Annotated in this window: 17 protein-coding genes; 4 read left to right on the forward strand and 13 right to left on the reverse strand. The window is 47.4% G+C overall.

From position 1 onward, the window contains the following. The first annotated feature begins 62 nt into the window (after positions 1 to 62). Positions 63 to 506 (forward strand): Cd(II)/Pb(II)-responsive transcriptional regulator, encoded by a 444-nt coding sequence (cadR, locus tag L0B52_RS03165; protein ID WP_235065095.1) that lies wholly within the window; start codon positions 63 to 65, stop codon positions 504 to 506. An 88-nt stretch (positions 507 to 594) separates the two neighbouring features. Here cadR and L0B52_RS03170 read toward each other — a convergent pair whose 3' ends face one another. Genes L0B52_RS03170 through oppB form a run of 4 tightly spaced genes read right to left on the reverse strand, consistent with a single transcriptional unit; the run spans position 595 to position 4,418 of the window. Then, positions 595 to 1,002 carry an energy transducer TonB gene (locus L0B52_RS03170; RefSeq protein ID WP_235065096.1) on the reverse strand — a complete coding sequence of 136 codons (408 nt, stop codon included), beginning with the start codon at positions 1,000 to 1,002 and terminating at the stop codon, positions 595 to 597. Beyond that, positions 999 to 2,603 carry an ABC transporter ATP-binding protein gene (locus L0B52_RS03175; protein WP_235065097.1) on the reverse strand — a complete coding sequence of 535 codons (1,605 nt, stop codon included), beginning with the start codon at positions 2,601 to 2,603 and terminating at the stop codon, positions 999 to 1,001. Before L0B52_RS03175 ends, L0B52_RS03170 begins: the two co-directional genes overlap by 4 nt. A gap of 1 nt (position 2,604) precedes the next feature. Continuing rightward, a complete protein-coding gene (locus tag L0B52_RS03180; protein WP_235065098.1) occupies positions 2,605 to 3,498 on the reverse strand; it encodes an ABC transporter permease in 894 nt (297 codons plus the stop codon). After that, entirely contained in the window at positions 3,495 to 4,418 is a 924-nt protein-coding gene (gene oppB / locus L0B52_RS03185) for an oligopeptide ABC transporter permease OppB (protein ID WP_235065099.1), read from the reverse strand. Before oppB ends, L0B52_RS03180 begins: the two co-directional genes overlap by 4 nt. 135 nt (positions 4,419 to 4,553) lie before the next feature. Here oppB and L0B52_RS03190 point away from each other — a divergent pair, with 135 nt between their 5' ends. Continuing rightward, positions 4,554 to 6,128, forward strand: a complete 1,575-nt coding sequence (locus L0B52_RS03190) for a peptide ABC transporter substrate-binding protein (RefSeq protein WP_235065100.1) — start codon at positions 4,554 to 4,556, stop codon at positions 6,126 to 6,128. Positions 6,129 to 6,492: 364 nt separating this feature from the next. On the opposite strand, the gene L0B52_RS03195 is transcribed toward L0B52_RS03190, so the two are convergent. From L0B52_RS03195 to L0B52_RS03235, 9 genes are all read right to left on the reverse strand, one after another. Continuing rightward, on the reverse strand, positions 6,493 to 7,653 hold the full coding sequence (locus L0B52_RS03195) for a phosphoglycerate kinase (RefSeq protein WP_235065101.1): 1,161 nt from the start codon (positions 7,651 to 7,653) through the stop codon (positions 6,493 to 6,495). A 54-nt stretch (positions 7,654 to 7,707) separates the two neighbouring features. Beyond that, positions 7,708 to 8,724 (reverse strand): type I glyceraldehyde-3-phosphate dehydrogenase, encoded by a 1,017-nt coding sequence (gene gap, locus L0B52_RS03200; protein ID WP_235065102.1) that lies wholly within the window; start codon positions 8,722 to 8,724, stop codon positions 7,708 to 7,710. Between the two features lie 31 nt (positions 8,725 to 8,755). Next, entirely contained in the window at positions 8,756 to 10,744 is a 1,989-nt protein-coding gene (gene tkt / locus L0B52_RS03205) for a transketolase (RefSeq protein ID WP_235065103.1), read from the reverse strand. 17 nt (positions 10,745 to 10,761) lie between these two features. Continuing rightward, positions 10,762 to 12,915, reverse strand: coding sequence for a carboxy terminal-processing peptidase (locus L0B52_RS03210; protein ID WP_235065104.1), 2,154 nt, complete (start codon positions 12,913 to 12,915; stop codon positions 10,762 to 10,764). Positions 12,916 to 13,080: 165 nt separating this feature from the next. Next, entirely contained in the window at positions 13,081 to 14,097 is a 1,017-nt protein-coding gene (gene arsB / locus L0B52_RS03215) for an ACR3 family arsenite efflux transporter (RefSeq protein WP_235065105.1), read from the reverse strand. Then, entirely contained in the window at positions 14,097 to 14,528 is a 432-nt protein-coding gene (arsC, locus tag L0B52_RS03220) for an arsenate reductase (glutaredoxin) (RefSeq protein ID WP_235065106.1), read from the reverse strand. Before arsC ends, arsB begins: the two co-directional genes overlap by 1 nt. A gap of 73 nt (positions 14,529 to 14,601) precedes the next feature. Then, on the reverse strand, positions 14,602 to 14,925 hold the full coding sequence (locus tag L0B52_RS03225; RefSeq protein ID WP_235065107.1) for a helix-turn-helix transcriptional regulator: 324 nt from the start codon (positions 14,923 to 14,925) through the stop codon (positions 14,602 to 14,604). Positions 14,926 to 15,053: 128 nt separating this feature from the next. Then, positions 15,054 to 15,749: a Sir2 family NAD+-dependent deacetylase gene (gene cobB / locus L0B52_RS03230; RefSeq protein ID WP_235065108.1), complete on the reverse strand. Its 696-nt coding sequence runs from the start codon at positions 15,747 to 15,749 to the stop codon at positions 15,054 to 15,056. Next, positions 15,739 to 16,125, reverse strand: a complete 387-nt coding sequence (locus tag L0B52_RS03235) for a DUF423 domain-containing protein (protein WP_235065109.1) — start codon at positions 16,123 to 16,125, stop codon at positions 15,739 to 15,741. The genes cobB and L0B52_RS03235 overlap by 11 nt, the downstream gene beginning before the upstream one ends. Positions 16,126 to 16,168: 43 nt before the next feature. Here L0B52_RS03235 and hisN point away from each other — a divergent pair, with 43 nt between their 5' ends. Together hisN and L0B52_RS03245 are read left to right on the forward strand one after the other, a co-directional pair. After that, entirely contained in the window at positions 16,169 to 16,939 is a 771-nt protein-coding gene (gene hisN / locus L0B52_RS03240; RefSeq protein ID WP_235065110.1) for a histidinol-phosphatase, read from the forward strand. Between the two features lie 143 nt (positions 16,940 to 17,082). Next, complete coding sequence (locus tag L0B52_RS03245) at positions 17,083 to 17,622, forward strand: adenylate kinase (RefSeq protein ID WP_235065111.1); 540 nt, start codon at positions 17,083 to 17,085, stop codon at positions 17,620 to 17,622. The last annotated feature ends 1 nt before the right edge of the window (position 17,623 follow it).

Raw genomic sequence — 17,623 nt, forward strand, 5'->3', positions numbered from 1 at the left:
ACTGAGTATTAAACACCTTGTAGTAACTACAAGGTCAACCCTTAACAATCACGGTGTGTTTGATGAAAATTGGCGAACTCGCAAAAAAAGCCGGCTGCCCGTCTGAGACCATTCGCTACTATGAACGCGAAGGTTTATTACCGGCCGCCGATCGCGACCCGGAAAATAATTACCGTCGCTATGACCAAAACCATTTAGAGCGATTGATGTTTATTCGTCGCTGTCGAACCTTAGAAATGACTCAAGACGAGATTCGCGAACTACTCTATGCGCGCGCTGACCCTGATGCGAGCTGCGCAACGATCAATGAGTTAATTGATGCGCATTTAGTGCATGTTCAGCAACGGATGGCAGAGCTTAGCGCACTTGAAGCAGAGCTTGCCGAGTTACGCGCGCAATGCCTGCACGCTCACAGCACTCGAGAATGTGGCATCTTGCGCGAATTAGATCATGGCAGTGAAGAAGCCTTAGCCAACGCCCCACCCCCAGGACACAAGCATCCTTAGGCGGTAACAAATCACCCATCTCAAGAAAAGCAATCTAAAAACCGATAAAAAAGTGTGCCAGCGATGAGAGAGCCAACTTATAAGATGGTTATTCCATTTTATAGACAATCGTCCATACTGCTTCACTATCAACTCCTTCACCGTCATGAAGTGTGGGCGAAAAGCGCGCTTCTTTCGACGTTTCCAGTGCTGAACGATCAATGGTTTTATTGCCTGAAGACTCTATGATAGAAACATTAGTGACTTCCCCTAAATGATTTATTTCAAACTTCAGCTTAACCTTCCAAATGTCTCCACTATTGGCTCTACTTGCTACCCGACGTGGGAAAGTCAGTTCGGGCTTGAACGTCATTTCAGCTGGTGTAACCACAGGTCCTTCTACTTCAACATCGTTATCCTTTGGGTAATTCACCCAAACCAACAGCAACAGGGTTACGACTAAGGCAATTAATGCCAATGTAGCCTGTACAATTGCTTTTCTCTCTTCTTGGTTCATAAATCAAATGCCGCCTTAATTAATGTTTGGGTGTATGGGGTTTGTGGGTGATGGAAAATTTGGTCTGCGCTGCCACGCTCCATCACTTGTCCGCGCTGCATGACGATCACTTCATCACTCATCGCACGCACAACTGCCAAATCATGACTAATAAAGATATAAGAGAGTGAAAATTTTTGTTGTAAATGGCGTAATAATTCCACCACTTTGACCTGGATTGAGCGATCCAGCGCTGAAGTTGGCTCATCAAGCAAAACAAATTTAGGCTCTAAAATCACCGCGCGGGCAATAGCAATACGCTGACGTTGCCCACCAGAGAATTCATGCGGATAGCGGTTAATCATACTCGGGCTCAAAGAGACTTCCTCAAGCATCGCCGCTACCTTTTCTAAACGCGCTTTTTTGCTCAATTGCGGCTGATGAACCTGTAAACCTTCGCCAATGATCTCACCAATAGTCATCCGCGGTGAGAGTGAGCCAAACGGATCTTGAAAGACGATTTGACGGTCAGCTTTGAGCTTTTGGCTCTGTTTGTCATGCGTGGTGTGTAGCTGCTGCCCTTCAAAAAACACTTCTCCTTGATAAGGCAACATTTGCATAATCGCTTTACCCAGGGTTGATTTACCCGAACCTGATTCACCAACCACCCCAAGGGTTTGTCCTTTTTGCAGGGTGAGTGAAATATTATCCACGGCTGTAAAGACTTTGCGTGGCTGGCCAAAAAAACTACGCTCAACCACAAAATCCACCGTGATATTATTCGCCTTTAGCAACACGTCTGCATCTTCTGCCACAGCGTCTTTCAGTCCTTTCGGTGTCGCATTGAGCAGCATCTGGGTATAAGGCTGCTGCGGACGAGCAAAGACTTCTTTAATATCGCCCTGCTCGATAATCTCGCCATCTTTCATCACACACACGGTATCGGCGTAATGCTCTGCAAGACCAAGATCATGGGTGATGAAAATAATCGCCATCCCTAATTCTTGCTGCAACTCGTTTAATAAATCGAGAATATCTGCTTGAATCGTTACATCGAGCGCGGTGGTCGGCTCATCAGCAATCAATAAATCAGGGCTATTGATTAACGCCATCGCAATCATGATGCGTTGCAACTGTCCGCCGGAAAACTCATGTGGATACGCCGATAAACGGCGCTCTGCTTGATCAATCCCCACTTTCTCTAACAACAATACCGTGTGCTTACGCACCGCCGCTTGGCTTTGTTTACTATCATGGGCAAGGATGGCCTCGCCGAGCTGCTTACCGATACGCATAAACGGATTAAGAGAAGTCATCGGCTCCTGGAAGATCATCCCGATACGACTACCACGAATCTCACGCAAAGTGCCTTCGCTCGCATCTAACAACGACTGTCCATCAAAATGCACGCGAGCATCAGCACCATATTGAGTAATATTATCAGGTAACAGTCGCACCAAAGACATTGCTGTCACCGATTTACCCGATCCAGACTCACCGACTAAAGCCAGCGTTTGCCCTTTAGCCAAACGAAAGCTCACATCTTTAACCGCGTGTACCGTTTCGTGGTTAAGCGCGAAATCGATGCGTAAATGCTCAACCTCTAATAGCGTTTGATCCATATTAACGGTCCTTAGGGTCTAGCGCATCGCGCAAGCCATCGCCAATAAAATTAAAACACAACAGAATCAATGCAAGAAAAATAGCGGGAAATAGCAACGTCCACGGCGTACTCTCCATTTGATTCGCTCCTTCAGAAATCAACACGCCTAGACTGGTCATCGGCTCTTGTACACCCAAACCTAAAAAACTCAAAAAGCTTTCTGTGAGAATAACCACCGGAATGGTCAGAGTGACATAAACAATCACCGTACCGAGCGTATTAGGGATAATATGGCGACGAATAATGCTGCCACTTGATACCCCCATCGCCTGCGCGGCAATAACAAATTCCTTATGTCGCAAGGACAACGTCTGCCCACGCACAATACGCGCCATCGTCAGCCATTCAATCGCACCAATGGCAGCGAACATCAAAACGATATTCCGCCCAAAAAAGGCCATCAACAAAATCACAAAGAACATAAACGGCATCGAGTACATGACATCGACGAAACGCATCATTAAATTATCCACACGTCCGCCCACATAACCGGCAACCGCGCCATAAGTCACGCCAATCAACAAACTGACACTGGTAGCCGCCAACCCAACCAATAAAGAAATGCGAATGCCATACATCGTGCGCACAAACAAATCACGTCCATTGCCCTCTGTACCAAACCAATGCCCGTTTTCCCAACTCGGCGGCATTTGATAATAGTCCCAAAAGATTTGATCGAATGCAAAAGGACGCAGCATCGGGCCAAATATTGCCATCGCGCTGATACCGAGCAGGACAAAAATCGACGTTAGTGCCGCTTTATTGCTACGTAGGCGCTGCCAAGCGTTATGCCATAAGCTTTCACCTTTTGGTGCCTGAGTAATATCACCTGTGCTATGGATTTGCTCACTCATGCGGTTAACCTCACTTTTGGATCTAAGAAAGCATAGGCCAAATCAACCAACAGATTAAACAAGACGATTAGTGAGCCATAAAACACCACAACCCCCATCACCAAGGTATAGTCGCGATTAAGCGCGCCTTGCACAAAATAACGCCCAATACCAGGAATGCCAAAAATCTGCTCAATCACCACCGAACCGGTAAGAATCGTCGCACATGCTGGCCCTAAATAACTCACTACCGGCATCAACGCCGGCTTCAAACAATGTCGCAGAACCACATTAATTTCCGAGAGTCCTTTAGCGCGTGCGGTACGTACATGGTTGGCATGCAACACTTCAATCATCGAACCACGCATTAGTCGCGAAATATAGGCTATTTGCGGTAACGCCAGAGTGATAACTGGTAACACCATTTGCTGCCAACTTTGCCCCCACCCCCCAACCGGTAACCATTTCGCATAAATCGCTAACAATAAAGTAAGTATCGGTGCCATGACAAAATTTGGGATGACAATCCCAATCATCGCCGAACTCATGACCGAATAATCCGTGGCGCTATTTTGGCGAATGGCCGCGATAGAGCCGAGTACGCATCCCACCAACACGGCAATCAACATCGCCATCCCACCCAACTTGAGCGACACAGGAAGCCCATAACCAATCAGCTCGGTTACTGTGCGGTCTTTATATTGAAAAGATGGACCAAAATCACCTTGGATAATATTACCGAGATAACGCACGTATTGTTTGGGCAGCGGCTCATCAAGATGATATATCACATTAAGGTTAGCCTGAATTTCTGCGGGTAAAGTCCGCTCTTGATCGAACGGGCCTCCTGGGGCGATACGGATCAGAAAAAAAGCCAAGGTGATGATAATCAATAGGGTAGGAACGGCAATCAGCAGCCGTTTCAAGACGTAGCGGAGCATAATAAAATCAATAACTCAAAATAACCTCAGCAATATATCACTGGAGTTATCGATGGATCAAAACTTATGATACGCTGAGCACACATGGAGACACCTTGTCGCCAGCTATTTTTTGCCACTTTTTAAGGAACTATTATGCAACGTTTGTTATTCAGTCTGGCCGCCTGCTGCTTGATGATGGCCAATTTTGCCCAAGCTGAAATGGTTTTTAACCGCAGCAACGATGCCGAACCGTCAAGTATGGACCCACAGCTCGCGCAAGGGATCCCTGAAATGCACATTTTACGCGATATGTACGAAGGGCTGGTGAGCGAAAATGCCGCCGCGGAAACCATTCCCGGGATGGCGCATTCTTGGGATGTATCAAGTGATGGCCTGACCTACACCTTCCACTTACGCGAAGCCACTTGGTCGGATGGTCAACCAGTCACCGCTGAAGATTTTGTTTATGCCTGGCAACGCGGTGTTGATCCTACCATTGGCAGCAATTACAGCTTTATGCTCTATCCGATTAAAAACGCGCAAGCGATTGCCAAAGGTGAGGCTGAGCTCAGCAGCTTAGGAGTGACAGCAATCAATCCACAAACTCTAGAAGTGCAACTGGAAAACCCAACCCCATATTTTATCGGCATGCTGACCAATGCCGTCGCCTATCCTGTACCCAAGCATGTGGTTGAACAATATGGCGATCAATGGACGCGCTTAGAGCATGTGGTGAGCAATGGTCCATTTGTAATGCAGGATTGGCTGCCACAAGCCACCATCACTTTGGCTAAATCTGATCAATATTGGGATAAAGACAACGTTAGCTTAGATAAGGTGGTCTTTCATGTCACCGAAGATAAGAATGCCGAACTGCGTCGCTACCGCGCAGGTGAGCTAGATTGGACATCTGATGTGCCTAGCGATCAGATGCAATGGATGAATGAACATCTTAGCGATGAACTGCACATCAACAACTACCTCGGTACCTATTATTACGGCTTTAACTTAACCAAAGCGCCATTCAAAGACAATATCGAACTGCGTGAAGCATTGACGCTAGCGATTAACCGTGAGCTTATTGTCGATAAGATTACCGCTGCAGGGGAAACCGCCGCCTATAGTTTTGTTGTGCCAGGCGTAAGTCACTATTTTGAGGGTTATCAGCCGCCTTATACTTCGCTAACTAATGAAGAGCGCATCGTACGTGCGAAAGAATTATACGCAGAAGCTGGCTATAGCAAAGAAAATCCGCTGGAGATTGAATTGCTTTATAGCAACAGCGACAATAACCGCCGTATTGCCATCGCCATCGCTTCGATGTGGAAAGAGTCGCTTGGTGTAGAAACCAATTTGGTCAATAAAGAATGGAAAGCTTATTTGAATGACCGCCGCGAGAAAAACACTCAAGTATTCCGCGCGTCTTGGATTGGTGATTACGATGATCCCAATACCTTTTTAGAGCTGTGGCAAAGCGCCTCAACCTCAAACAGTATCGGTTTTAACGATCCTGAATATGACAAGCTCATTCAAGCCGCTGCTTCTGAACAAGATATGGATAAGCGCGCACAATTACTGAGTCAGGCCGAACAGCGCTTACTGGATAATTACAGCTTAATTCCGATTTATTTCTATGTATCGAAGCACTTAGTGAAACCGTATGTCAGCGGCTATGCCGGCAATGTGATGAATCATTGGCCGTCAAAATATATTCAAGTGGATAAATGAGCCGCCGATCACGTGTCTCATAAAGAGAAAACCCATCGGGTTAGTGAATGCTAGCCCGATTTTTTTATACGATAAGATCAGGCTGCCAAGCCTTATTGCGAGAGCTATCTTAGCCTGAACATCCCTGTCTTTCTCACTCAATCCGACACATTCCTTCGAATCAAACAAAGCACAGCGCCGTCCTTAATCTCACCAAGATAGCTCTCACAAGAAGGCTATCATTGTTTAATTATTATTAAAGATAATTCAGACAAATACAAGTTATAAATTGTTACAGCGTTACACAAGAAAGCATGGCCTGATGACCATGCTTTCTTGTGTTCTAAGCGTCACTGCTCTAGCCAAGAGCGCTTTTTTTAAAGTATTAGCTTAATACAGCGATCCCAGGTAAGGTTTTACCCTCAAGATATTCAAGCATCGAGCCCCCACCGGTGGATACATAATCCACGCCGTTTTCAACGCCAAATACGCCAATCGCAGCAATCGTATCACCGCCCCCGGCAAAGCTAAATCCGTCACTTGCGGCAATCGCCTCACTCAATGCTTTGGTCCCAGCGGCGAACGGTGCCATTTCGAACACCCCGACCGGGCCATTCCAAACAATCGTACCGGCTTTCGCAATCGCTTGTTCGTAGCGTGCGGCACTCTTTGGCCCAATATCCAAAATCATTTCATTGCTTTGGATTTCATCGAGTGCGCAGATGCGATGTTCTGCATCTTCAGCAAATGCTTTAGCAACTACCACATCTTCGGGTAATAACAACGTGACCCCACGCGCTTTCGCCTTATTAATCATCGCCTTCGCATCAGCGAGCAAATCCGGTTCAGACAGCGAGCTACCGACCTCATAACCAGCGGCTTGTAAGAAGGTATTAGCAATGCCGCCGCCAGGAATCAGTACATCAACTTTTTCCAACAAACTTTTTAACACCAGTAGTTTAGACGATACTTTCGCACCACCAACAATCGCTAACATCGGTCGTTTAGGATCGTGTAGCAGTGCTTCGAGGGTGCGCACTTCTTTCTCTACCAATAAGCCGGCACACGCCTGTGGTGCAAATTTCGCCACCCCATGGGTTGAAGCTTGTGCGCGATGCACCACCCCAAAACCATCGCTAACAAACACATCACACAGCGCCGCATAAGCTTTAGCAAGCGCTTCATCGTCTTTTTTCTCACCAACATTGAAGCGCACATTTTCTAACAAGACCACCTCGCCTGCGCCAACCTCTGGCGGATTATCAAGATAATCTTTCACTAAACGCACGTCTTGGCCAAGCGCTTTACTCAAATAGGCAGCGACAGGCGCTAACGATAGTGTTTCGTCGTATTCACCCTCTTTAGGTCGTCCTAAATGCGCCATAATCATCACTGAGGCATCGTGCGCTAAGACTTCTCGAATGGTTGGCAAGGCGGCTTGGATGCGCGCATCGCTGGTGATTTCACCATCTTTAAGCGGTACATTGAGATCGAGGCGCATCAAAACGCGTTGTTTGTCTAAAGTTACATCATTTAAGGTTTTCATGGTGTTCTCCCATAAAAAACGCCGAATGCTATCGGCGTTTTTTCGTGTCATTAATTAAGCGTGATACATCACTTTAGCGGTATCGAGCATACGGCAAGAGAAGCCCCACTCGTTGTCATACCAAGCCAAAACTTTCACTAAACGATCACCAATCACACGCGTTTCTAACGAATCTACCGTCGAAGACGCCGGGCAATGGTTGTAGTCAATAGACACTAATGGTTCATCGCTATAATCCAACGCCAGACCCAATGAATCATCGCCAGCGGCTGCTTTTTTCAACACTCGATTAATTTCTTCTACAGTCACATCCCGTGCTGCAGTAAAGGTTAAATCAACCATTGACACATTAGGGGTTGGTACTCGAATCGCCATCCCATCTAAACGGCCATTAAGCTCTGGGAGAACCAAACCAACCGCTTTAGCAGCACCAGTTTTGGTTGGGATCATCGACACACCCGCTGTACGCGCACGACGCATATCTTTATGCGATTTATCTAAGATACGCTGATCGTTAGTGTAGGCATGAATCGTGGTAATCAAACCGGTTTCAATACCGATTTTTTCATGGAGCACTTTAGCGACCGGTGCTAAACAGTTTGTGGTACAAGAGGCGTTAGAAACCACTTGCATATCAGCGGTTAAATCACCTTCGTTAACCCCGTAAACAACCGTGGCATCCACATCGCTACCACCAGGAGCAGAGAGTAAGACTTTTTTAGCGCCTGATTCGAGGTGCACCATCGATTTTTCTTTACTGTTAAAGAACCCGGTGCATTCAAGCACGATATCCACCCCAAGCTCGCCCCAAGGCAGATTCGCAGGGTCTCTATCAGAAAAGCATTTGATGGTTTTCCCTTTGACAACAATATCATGACCCGACAAGCTCGCTTCAAAAGGGAAACGGCCATGAGTTGAATCATAGCGCAATAAATGAATGCGCATTTCTGGGTCATCTAGGCTGTTAATCGCTACCAATTCAAACTCGTCGTCCATGCCTTGTTCATAAATTGCACGAAACACACAACGCCCAATACGGCCAAACCCATTAATGGCTACTTTTATCGCCATAAGAACACTCCTTTATATACCTTCAAAACCGTTATTTTAACAAACCGTCAGCGCGTTGCACGACAGTCTCAACATCAAATCCATAATGGGCAAACAATTCGCCTGCTGGCGCTGAGGCACCAAACTCATCCATACTGATGACATCACCTTGCGTGCCAACCAAAGCGCGCCAGAGCGCGCCCGATCCAGCTTCAACAGCTAATGCTGGAATGTGTGCTGGCACAACGCTTTCACGATAATCCGCGCTTTGACGCATAAATACGTCGTAGCATGGTACAGACACCACTTGCACACGCCGACTCTGTTCACGCAACGTTTTTGCTGCCTGAACCACCAGCTCCACTTCTGAACCGCTCGCTAATAATACGATCTCTGGCGCATCATCAGCGCTTAACACATACGCACCGTTATAAATCGAGTCAAATTGCTCACTCGTGCGTGCCTGCATCGGCAGACCTTGTCGTGATAAAGCTAACGCAGTTGGCGAAGACGGGTTAAGCGCCGCACGCCAAGCCACTAACGTCTCAACCCCATCACACGGTCGCCAAACGTCTAAATTAGGGATTAAACGCAGCGATGACACATGCTCAACCGGCTGGTGGGTTGGACCGTCTTCACCCAAACCAATCGAATCATGGGTCAGCACATAAGTCACTGGCAGCTTCATCAGCGCTGATAAGCGCATTGCATTACGCATATAATCAGAAAAGACCAAGAATGTACCACCATAAGGACGAATACCACCGTGCAAATACAGGCCATTCATGATCGCTGCCATCGCAAATTCGCGCACCCCATAATGCACGTAGTTACCGGCAAAATCGTGTGGCTTGATCGAGGTTGAGTGCTTACTCCACGTGTTATTAGAGCCACTCAAATCCGCCGAACCGCCAAATAATTCCGGCAAATGACCGGCAAGTAAGTTCAGCGCCTGCTCTGAGGCCTTACGGGTGGCAACTTTATCACCGCCATCTTGCAAATCTTGTAACGATTTCGCGACCACATCATCTAATTGCTCAGGTAACTCACCCGACATCACGCGTTGATATTGCGCGGCCAACGCAGGATGCGCGGCGGCATAATCGTCAAATAATTGCTGCCAGTTTTTTTCAGCCGCAGCACCCTGATCTTTTAAGCTGGCTGCCTCATACACCCCTTCAGGTAAGGCAAAGGCTTTATTCGGCAAGCCCATAATGTCTTTCACTAAACCAATTTCTTCCTCACCTAGCGGTGCGCCATGGCTTTTTTCTGAACCGGCTAAATTCGGTGAACCATAGCCGATGACGGTGTGACAGATAATCAGCGACGGTTGATCAGTGTTTGCTTTGGCTTGATTAATCGCCGCGTCGATGGCTTGTGGATCATGTCCATCGACATCGCTGATCACTTGCCAGCCATAGGCTTCAAAACGCTTAGCAACGTCTTCGCCAAACCATGGCGCGACTTCACCATCGATAGAAATACCATTCGCGTCATAAAGCGCGATCAGCTTGCCCAGACCCAACGTGCCAGCCAGTGAACAGGCTTCGTGTGAAATACCTTCCATCAAACAACCATCGCCAAGCAAGCAATAGGTATGATGATCAACGATTGAATAACCCTCACGGTTATATTGTGCGGCAAGATGTGCTTCTGCTAAGGCAAAACCGACTGCGTTGGCAATCCCTTGTCCGAGTGGTCCGGTGGTCGTTTCCACACCGGGCGTTTCATGAACTTCTGGATGCCCTGGTGTTTTGCTGTGCATTTGGCGAAATGCTTTGAGATCATCCAGGCTTAAATCAAAACCGGATAAATGGAGTAAGCTGTATTGCAGCATCGATGCATGACCATTTGAGAGCACAAAACGGTCTCGGTTGTCCCATTTTGGGTTAGCCGGATTGAGTGTAATATGCTTTTGCCACAGGACGCTCGCCATATCGGCCATCCCCATCGGCGCACCCGGGTGGCCTGAATTAGCTGCTTGGACTGCATCCATACTCAATGCGCGAATCGCGCCTGCCATCAGTTCATGTTGGTTCATCGTTTCCTCAATTTAGATCAATCATTAGTACTGGCGACGCTGATCTGTTGTTCATTCGAAATCAGCGTTAAATAATCATAGAGCACATTCAGTGCTTCAAAGAGCGCGACATCAGGGACAAAATGCTCTTTGTCCGCTTCTTTATCGACGTATTGATTGCGCTCTTCAATATCGCTTAGACGCTTGGCATCAGATGCTAAAGCGGGCAGCGCTTCACGTTGCGCCAACTCATACTCATCACGGTAATCTTCCCAATCTTTAAACGTCGCCTGACGCTCGGCAAGATTCAACGACCATTGTTCACGGTTATTATCCTCGGTGACCCGTTTGATAAATGCCTGATAACGCAATAGCGCGGGATCGGTGTGCATGCGCGCGAGATGCGCTTCTTTCAACTGCGCAATCGTGTTTTTCTCAATGCTCTGCGCGGCTTGATAGTCGCTGGCATCAATCTGCTTCCAAGGCAACGCGTGGTTTTCTGCCTGTTCACCAACCACATCCAGGCCCAGCCCTTCTGGCATGATGATATCAGGCGCAACCCCTTTGAGTTGTGTACTGTCGCCAGTTACGCGGTGAAACATCGCTACCGTAAATTTTAGCTTACCTAACTCACTCTGGCCCTGCGGCACAAATTCGTTCAAATCAACCATCGTTTGCACAGTGCCTTTACCAAAACTGTTGCTGCCAATCACCAGGCCTCGCTTATAGTCTTGAATCGCGCCGGCAAAAATCTCTGATGCAGACGCTGAATAATGATCCACCATCACAGCCAATGGTCCGTCATATACTGCACCCGGCACATCATCGACTTCTTCGCGCGGACTATCACGACGATTCGACACCATCACCACCGGCCCTTGGTCAATGAATAGTCCTACCGTGTGGACCGCCTCATAAAGTGAGCCACCGCCATTACCACGCAGATCAAGCACAATACCGGCAACGTCATCGGCTTTAAGTTCTTCTAACAGCGCTTTAACGTCACGACTGGTGCTGCGGTATTGTTTCTTGCCAGCCTGCGCTGCGCTAAAGTCCATATAAAACGACGGCAGACGGATCACGCCAATACGCTGGGTTTTGCCATCACGGGTCACTTCTTCCACATACGCCTGTGCGCTTTGATCTTCGAGTTTCACTTCTTCGCGAATTAAACTGATTTCTTTTGGCGCACCGCTGTTATTCGCGGGTTCGATTAACAAACGCACCAAACTGCCCTTCTCACCACGAATCAAGCGCACTGCTTTATCGAGACGCCAACCGACAACATCAACCATCTCACCGTCTTCACCTTGAGCCACGCCGATAATCTGATCACGAATGCGTAATTTGCCGCTTTTCGCCGCTGGCCCGCCGGCAATCAATTCACGAATGGTGATTTTTTCATCGTCAATACTTAACACCGCGCCAATCCCTTCTAAAGACAGACGCATATTCATGTCAAAGTCTTCACTGCTACGTGGAGATAAGTAATTTGAATGTGGGTCATAGCGCGTAGTCATCACATTCATAAAGATATCGAAAACATCATCTGCGCCGGTTTGCGCGAGCTGTTTTTGCGCATTGGTGTAACGCTTAGTGAGCGTTTCAATCGCTTCTTCTTCGCTTTTTCCACCCAACATTTGTCGAATAATCTGATCGGTGAGGCGTTTTTCTTGATAGGCGTGAACGGCTGCTAAATCCGGTAGCCAATCTCGGGTGGATTCCACATGAAAAGGCGGTGCGTAAAAACTTTGCTCACTTTGTAAATCAAAGGGTTGCTGCAGACGCTCCAGCGTCCAAGTATTGATCGCTTGCGCGCGTTGTCGATAGCGATCAAATATTTCAAATACGCTATCAAGGGTTGGCTCGCCGAGTTGCTTTAAAAAAGCCGCACGCTGGTTGGTAAACTGCTCAATATCATCACGTAAAAAATACAGTTTCGCTCGATCAAGGGTATCGAGGTAATCATCAAAAATATCTTCTGAGACGCCGTTGAGCGCTTCATTTTTGTAATGATGGCCTTCAAGCAGCTTAGCAACCAATAATAAAGCGCGTTTATAGCGCTCTTCGACCACTAACGGTTCAAACGTTGGCGTTATTTCATCGATTACCGGGGCGTCTTTGGGCGCGGTTGCTGAGGCACATGACAACATCAACGCCATCAACCACACACTCACAATCGCTCTTAGCATCACCATATCCGAAAAAAATATCGCCTTATGCTACCACAGCTTGGCTGCTATGCGGCATTTCTATCCTTGCCAAATTAACATCTTCTTGGCGCAAAACCATTTTAATTTTGACGCAATGCACGCGACTGGTGATTAGTCACATCTCACTAACATTTATTACCGCAGCTACATACTAAGCGATCGACTTAAGCGATGATTGATCAACCACACCAGTGATAGCATCACCGGCACCTCGACCAACACCCCAACCACAGTGGCCAACGCTGCACCAGAATTTAAACCAAATAAGGCAATCGCGACAGCGACGGCGAGCTCAAAGAAATTACTTGTACCAATCAAACACGCCGGTGCGGCAATATTTAGCGGAATACGCAGCACTTTTGCACCAAACCAGGCAATGAAGAAAATAAAGTAGGTTTGCAGGAGTAAGGGAATCGCGATAAGGAGCATGATCAGCGGTTGATCGAGGATCGTTTGTGCTTGAAAGGCAAACAGTAAAACAACAGTGAAGATCAGCCCCAAAATAGATAAAGGTTTCAGCTTTGCAATGAGCCCCGGTAAATTCTTTTGACGCAGGTGGTAATAACGTTGGGTCAAAATACCAGCCACTAATGGCAGGACAACATAGAGCACCACCGATAGCAGCAGCGTCATCCAAGGAATACTGATGTCGCTTATGCCAAGTAACAACCCAGCGATTGGCACAAAAGCCACCACCATAATCACATCATTAACTGCCACCTGAACCAGGGTGTAATTGGCATCGCCTTTCACCAAATGACTCCACACAAACACCATCGCCGTACAAGGCGCGACGCCCAACAAAATCATCCCGGCAATATATTCTTGCGCCGATTCAGGACTCACCCAGTTTGTGTAGAACACATAAAAAAACAGCCAGGCAATGAGCGCCATGGTGAACGGCTTAATCAACCAGTTAACGACTATAGTGAGCATCAACCCACGAGGCCTGGTACCGATGGCGCGTATCTCCGACCAGTTAATCTGTAGCATCATCGGATAAATCATCAGCCAGATTAACAGCGCAATCAACAGGTTCACTTGCGCAAATTCAAAGCGCGCAACCCCTTGAATCGCCTGAGGCATAACAGAACCGACTATCAACCCCGCAATAATGCTCAAACCAACCCAAACACTTAGCCAGCGTTCAAAAAAGCCCATTATTGATCCCCCACATACTGGCCTTGCGCATCAACCAACAGTTCACCATCTTCTTTATAAAAAGCCCCTTGTTGTGGTGCGTTTAAGATACTGAGTACCACCTCACTGGGACGGCATAATTTTGTGCCGAGAGAAGTCACTACAAAAGGTCGATTAATCAAAATAGGATGCGTGAGCATCGCCTCAATTAACGCATCTTCACTGAGTGAAAGATCATCGAGTTGGCACACCTCATAGGCCGCAACATTCTTGCGTAACGCGTCACGCGCACTTAGGCCACTGTCTTTTAGCAGGCTGCGCAACCTCTGCTCATCGGGCGGATTATCTAGATAATAGATAATCTCAGGCTCAATACCTGCATTACGAATGAGCCCCAACACATTGCGTGACGTGCCGCATTCAGGATTATGGTAGATCGTAATGTGTTCCATATTATTACCTTTCAATAACTATTGAATTATAAACCCAAGAAAACCTTCTTACATACAAGTGAGTTACAGCGAACTAGAGGTTAGAAGTTGGTTGACAATCCGAAGGTGCAGACGCATCAACGCAGCATTCATCACCCAAAAAATGCAGCAAGCGCATCATCAAATCCGTATTGGCGTGATAACGCTGGAAACGCCCTTCTTGTGTACCATGAACCAAACCTGCATAAGTGAGCGTTTTAAGGTGAAATGATAAATTCGAGGGCGCAATCGCAAGCATTGCAGCAATATCGCCAGCCACCATCCCTTCGCCCCCTTTGCGCACCAACAGACGAAAAATATCAAGACGTACTTGCGTCCCTAAGGTAGCAAAAAGTTCACTGGCTTGTGTTTTATCCATGGCCGCATATTAACTCTATTAATCCAATATTTCAACAAATATTAAAACATCACGCCGTTTATCTCTAGTCACTTTGGTTCAACAACATATGCCCTCACCGCGGCCTGCACAATGACAAGGCGTAGTTTTTATAACAGCGTTTCTACCCAGCGCGGGACTTCTTCGCTCGCCGCCCCATAATAGCCCTGATCAAAAATGCTACTGACTGCGGTTGGCTCAAGATTAATTTCCACACAGCGTGCACCATAATCTTTGGCTTGGGCAACAAACCCTGCTGCCGGATAAACCAAACCTGACGTACCAATCGCCACAAATTGCTCTGCTTGCGCTAAGGCGTGTTCAATCTCGCCCATAAAATACGGCATTTCACCAAACCAGACAATATCGGGTCGCATCTGTCCTTGAACACCACAATAGCTGCACTGTGTTGTCTCATCAACGTCGTGTGAAGTACGCTGAATCTGCACGCAGGCCATACAACGTATATTCAGTAACTCACCATGCATATGCCGCACTTCAGCACCAGCGCGTTCATGTAAATCATCAATATTTTGCGTAACGATGAACACTTTCCCCGGCTTGGCTCGCTGTAATTCAGCAAGTGCAACATGTGCCGGATTTGGCGCTATCTCTGGGTTAAGCAGTTGTTGGCGGCGCTGATTGTAAAATCGTTGCACCAGTTCAGGATCGCGTACAAACGCTTCAGGGGTTGCCACATCTTCAACACGGTGGTTTTCCCATAGCCCATCATCGCCACGAAAAGTTGCCAAACCGGACTCGGCAGAAATCCCCGCACCGGTTAATACCACCACCTCAATCACCATGATTTTTTCCTAAGCAATAAGCGCTATAAATCAATGTTGCCCAACCTAACAAAAAGGATACCCCACCAATCGGCACTAACGCGTTTAAGGGTAAATCCCACACTGCCATGAGATATAAGCAACCGCTAAAAATCATCATACCGAGCAGCCAAAACCCTGCAATCCAGACGCGCCATTTAAGCGCCGGGATCACAGCCAACAACCCAATAAATAGCGTATGGATGATATGATAACGCTGCGCTTTTTCAAAATAGATCGCAGACTGGCCTTGCAACATACCGTGCCCGGTTGCGGCACCCAAACTCACCCACAAAAAACCGCTGATTGCAGCCAGCAATAACCATTTAGCGTCTGTGTTTTGTTGGCAATCCATCATTTGCTCCTTATAATTTAACGAATTGTGTTATTTGGGCCAGATTATGAACCTCGCCAATATTTTACCCTTTGCCAACCAGCTTTGCGACCAAGCCGCCACCATCACCCGATCATACTTCCGCGCCTCGATCGATGTGATAAATAAAAGCGACGATTCGCCGGTGACTATTGCGGATCGTGAAACAGAAGCGCTGCTACGTGAGCACATTAACGAACGCTTCCCCGATCACGCGATTATCGGCGAAGAATACGGCATAAGTGGTCAATCTGCCTGGCAATGGGTGATTGACCCGATTGATGGCACGCGCAGTTTTATCAGCGGTTTTCCAACCTACGCCACCTTATTGGCCTTATTGCACGACGGTGCACCGGTGTTAAGCATCATTGACATGCCAATACTTGGTGAGCGCTTTATCGCCACACGCGAACAACCAACAACCTTAAATGGCGCAGTCATACGCTGCCAGCAAACCCACGAATTAGCCAAAGCCAAACTACAAAGTACCGATCCGGATATGTTCACATCTGTACAATGGCAAAAGCGTCAACAGCTCGCCAAGCAGGTTGCACTCAACCGCTTTAATGGCGATGGATATTTATACGCGATGCTCGCAGCTGGTTGGATTGATCTAGTCTGTGAGGCCGATCTAAAGCCTTATGACTTTCTACCGTTGATGCTGATTGTTGAGCAAGCCGGAGGAGTGATTAGCGACTGGCAAGGCAAGCCGTTAACGCTAAACAGTTCGGGAGAAGTACTTGCCAGCGCCACTGGTGAACTGCATAGCGCAGCGCTCACTCACCTTAATAACTCATAGCTTACCCTGCTTGGATACTAAAGCGTCTGTTAGCACACAGATTATCTATATCATCAGCTTATTGTATTGAGAGCGAACGTATTGCGTGGTAGGCTTAACGATTGCTTGGTACAACCCAATTGATTTAACTTAAAGGAATCCCTATGAATATCATCATTCTTGGCGCCCCTGGCTCTGGTAAAGGCACACAATCTGCGCTTTTGATTGATCGCTACGATTTGCAGCATCTGTCAACTGGCGACATGCTACGCAGAGAAATTGCCCAGCAAACCGAGTTAGGTAAAGCAGCTAAGAAAGTCATGGATGCCGGACAGTTGGTCAGCGATGAGATTGTGATCGGCATGATCGCAAACCGCCTCGGTGAACAAGGTAATTTATTTGACGGCTTTCCGCGCACCCTTGCCCAAGCCGAAGCCTTAGATAAGCTCTTAAACGAACGCGATGAGGCGATTGATCACGTCATCTCCTTAGAAGTGAATGATGAAGAAATTATCAGCCGGATGCTTGAGCGTGGACGCGCGGATGATAACGAAGCGACCATCCGCAATCGCTTGAATGTATTTGCCGAACAAACCCAGCCGTTGATTGCCTATTATGAAGGTCAAGGCAAACTGCATGGCGTAGATGGCACAGGCGATATTGAAGCGATTAGCGCGCGCATCATCAACGCCATCGATGCCTGAT

The sequence above is a fragment of the Suttonella sp. R2A3 genome (genome assembly GCF_021513215.1).
In the GTDB taxonomy this organism is placed as follows: Bacteria; Pseudomonadota; Gammaproteobacteria; order Cardiobacteriales; family Cardiobacteriaceae; genus JAHUUI01.

What these genes read in the sequence shown, in the direction of transcription:
- L0B52_RS03175 (WP_235065097.1), bottom strand. Translation starts at nt 2,603, where the DNA reads ATGGATCAAACGCTATTAGAGGTTGAGCATTTACGCATCGATTTCGCG.
- arsB (WP_235065105.1), bottom strand. Translation starts at nt 14,097, where the DNA reads ATGGGCTTTTTTGAACGCTGGCTAAGTGTTTGGGTTGGTTTGAGCATT.
- L0B52_RS03245 (WP_235065111.1), top strand. Translation starts at nt 17,083, where the DNA reads ATGAATATCATCATTCTTGGCGCCCCTGGCTCTGGTAAAGGCACACAA.
- oppB (WP_235065099.1), bottom strand. Translation starts at nt 4,418, where the DNA reads ATGCTCCGCTACGTCTTGAAACGGCTGCTGATTGCCGTTCCTACCCTA.
- cadR (WP_235065095.1), top strand. Translation starts at nt 63, where the DNA reads ATGAAAATTGGCGAACTCGCAAAAAAAGCCGGCTGCCCGTCTGAGACC.
- L0B52_RS03195 (WP_235065101.1), bottom strand. Translation starts at nt 7,653, where the DNA reads ATGAAAACCTTAAATGATGTAACTTTAGACAAACAACGCGTTTTGATG.
- hisN (WP_235065110.1), top strand. Translation starts at nt 16,169, where the DNA reads ATGAACCTCGCCAATATTTTACCCTTTGCCAACCAGCTTTGCGACCAA.
- L0B52_RS03180 (WP_235065098.1), bottom strand. Translation starts at nt 3,498, where the DNA reads ATGAGTGAGCAAATCCATAGCACAGGTGATATTACTCAGGCACCAAAA.
- L0B52_RS03170 (WP_235065096.1), bottom strand. Translation starts at nt 1,002, where the DNA reads ATGAACCAAGAAGAGAGAAAAGCAATTGTACAGGCTACATTGGCATTA.
- arsC (WP_235065106.1), bottom strand. Translation starts at nt 14,528, where the DNA reads ATGGAACACATTACGATCTACCATAATCCTGAATGCGGCACGTCACGC.
- L0B52_RS03190 (WP_235065100.1), top strand. Translation starts at nt 4,554, where the DNA reads ATGCAACGTTTGTTATTCAGTCTGGCCGCCTGCTGCTTGATGATGGCC.
- gap (WP_235065102.1), bottom strand. Translation starts at nt 8,724, where the DNA reads ATGGCGATAAAAGTAGCCATTAATGGGTTTGGCCGTATTGGGCGTTGT.
- L0B52_RS03225 (WP_235065107.1), bottom strand. Translation starts at nt 14,925, where the DNA reads ATGGATAAAACACAAGCCAGTGAACTTTTTGCTACCTTAGGGACGCAA.
- cobB (WP_235065108.1), bottom strand. Translation starts at nt 15,749, where the DNA reads ATGGTGATTGAGGTGGTGGTATTAACCGGTGCGGGGATTTCTGCCGAG.
- tkt (WP_235065103.1), bottom strand. Translation starts at nt 10,744, where the DNA reads ATGAACCAACATGAACTGATGGCAGGCGCGATTCGCGCATTGAGTATG.
- L0B52_RS03210 (WP_235065104.1), bottom strand. Translation starts at nt 12,915, where the DNA reads ATGCTAAGAGCGATTGTGAGTGTGTGGTTGATGGCGTTGATGTTGTCA.
- L0B52_RS03235 (WP_235065109.1), bottom strand. Translation starts at nt 16,125, where the DNA reads ATGATGGATTGCCAACAAAACACAGACGCTAAATGGTTATTGCTGGCT.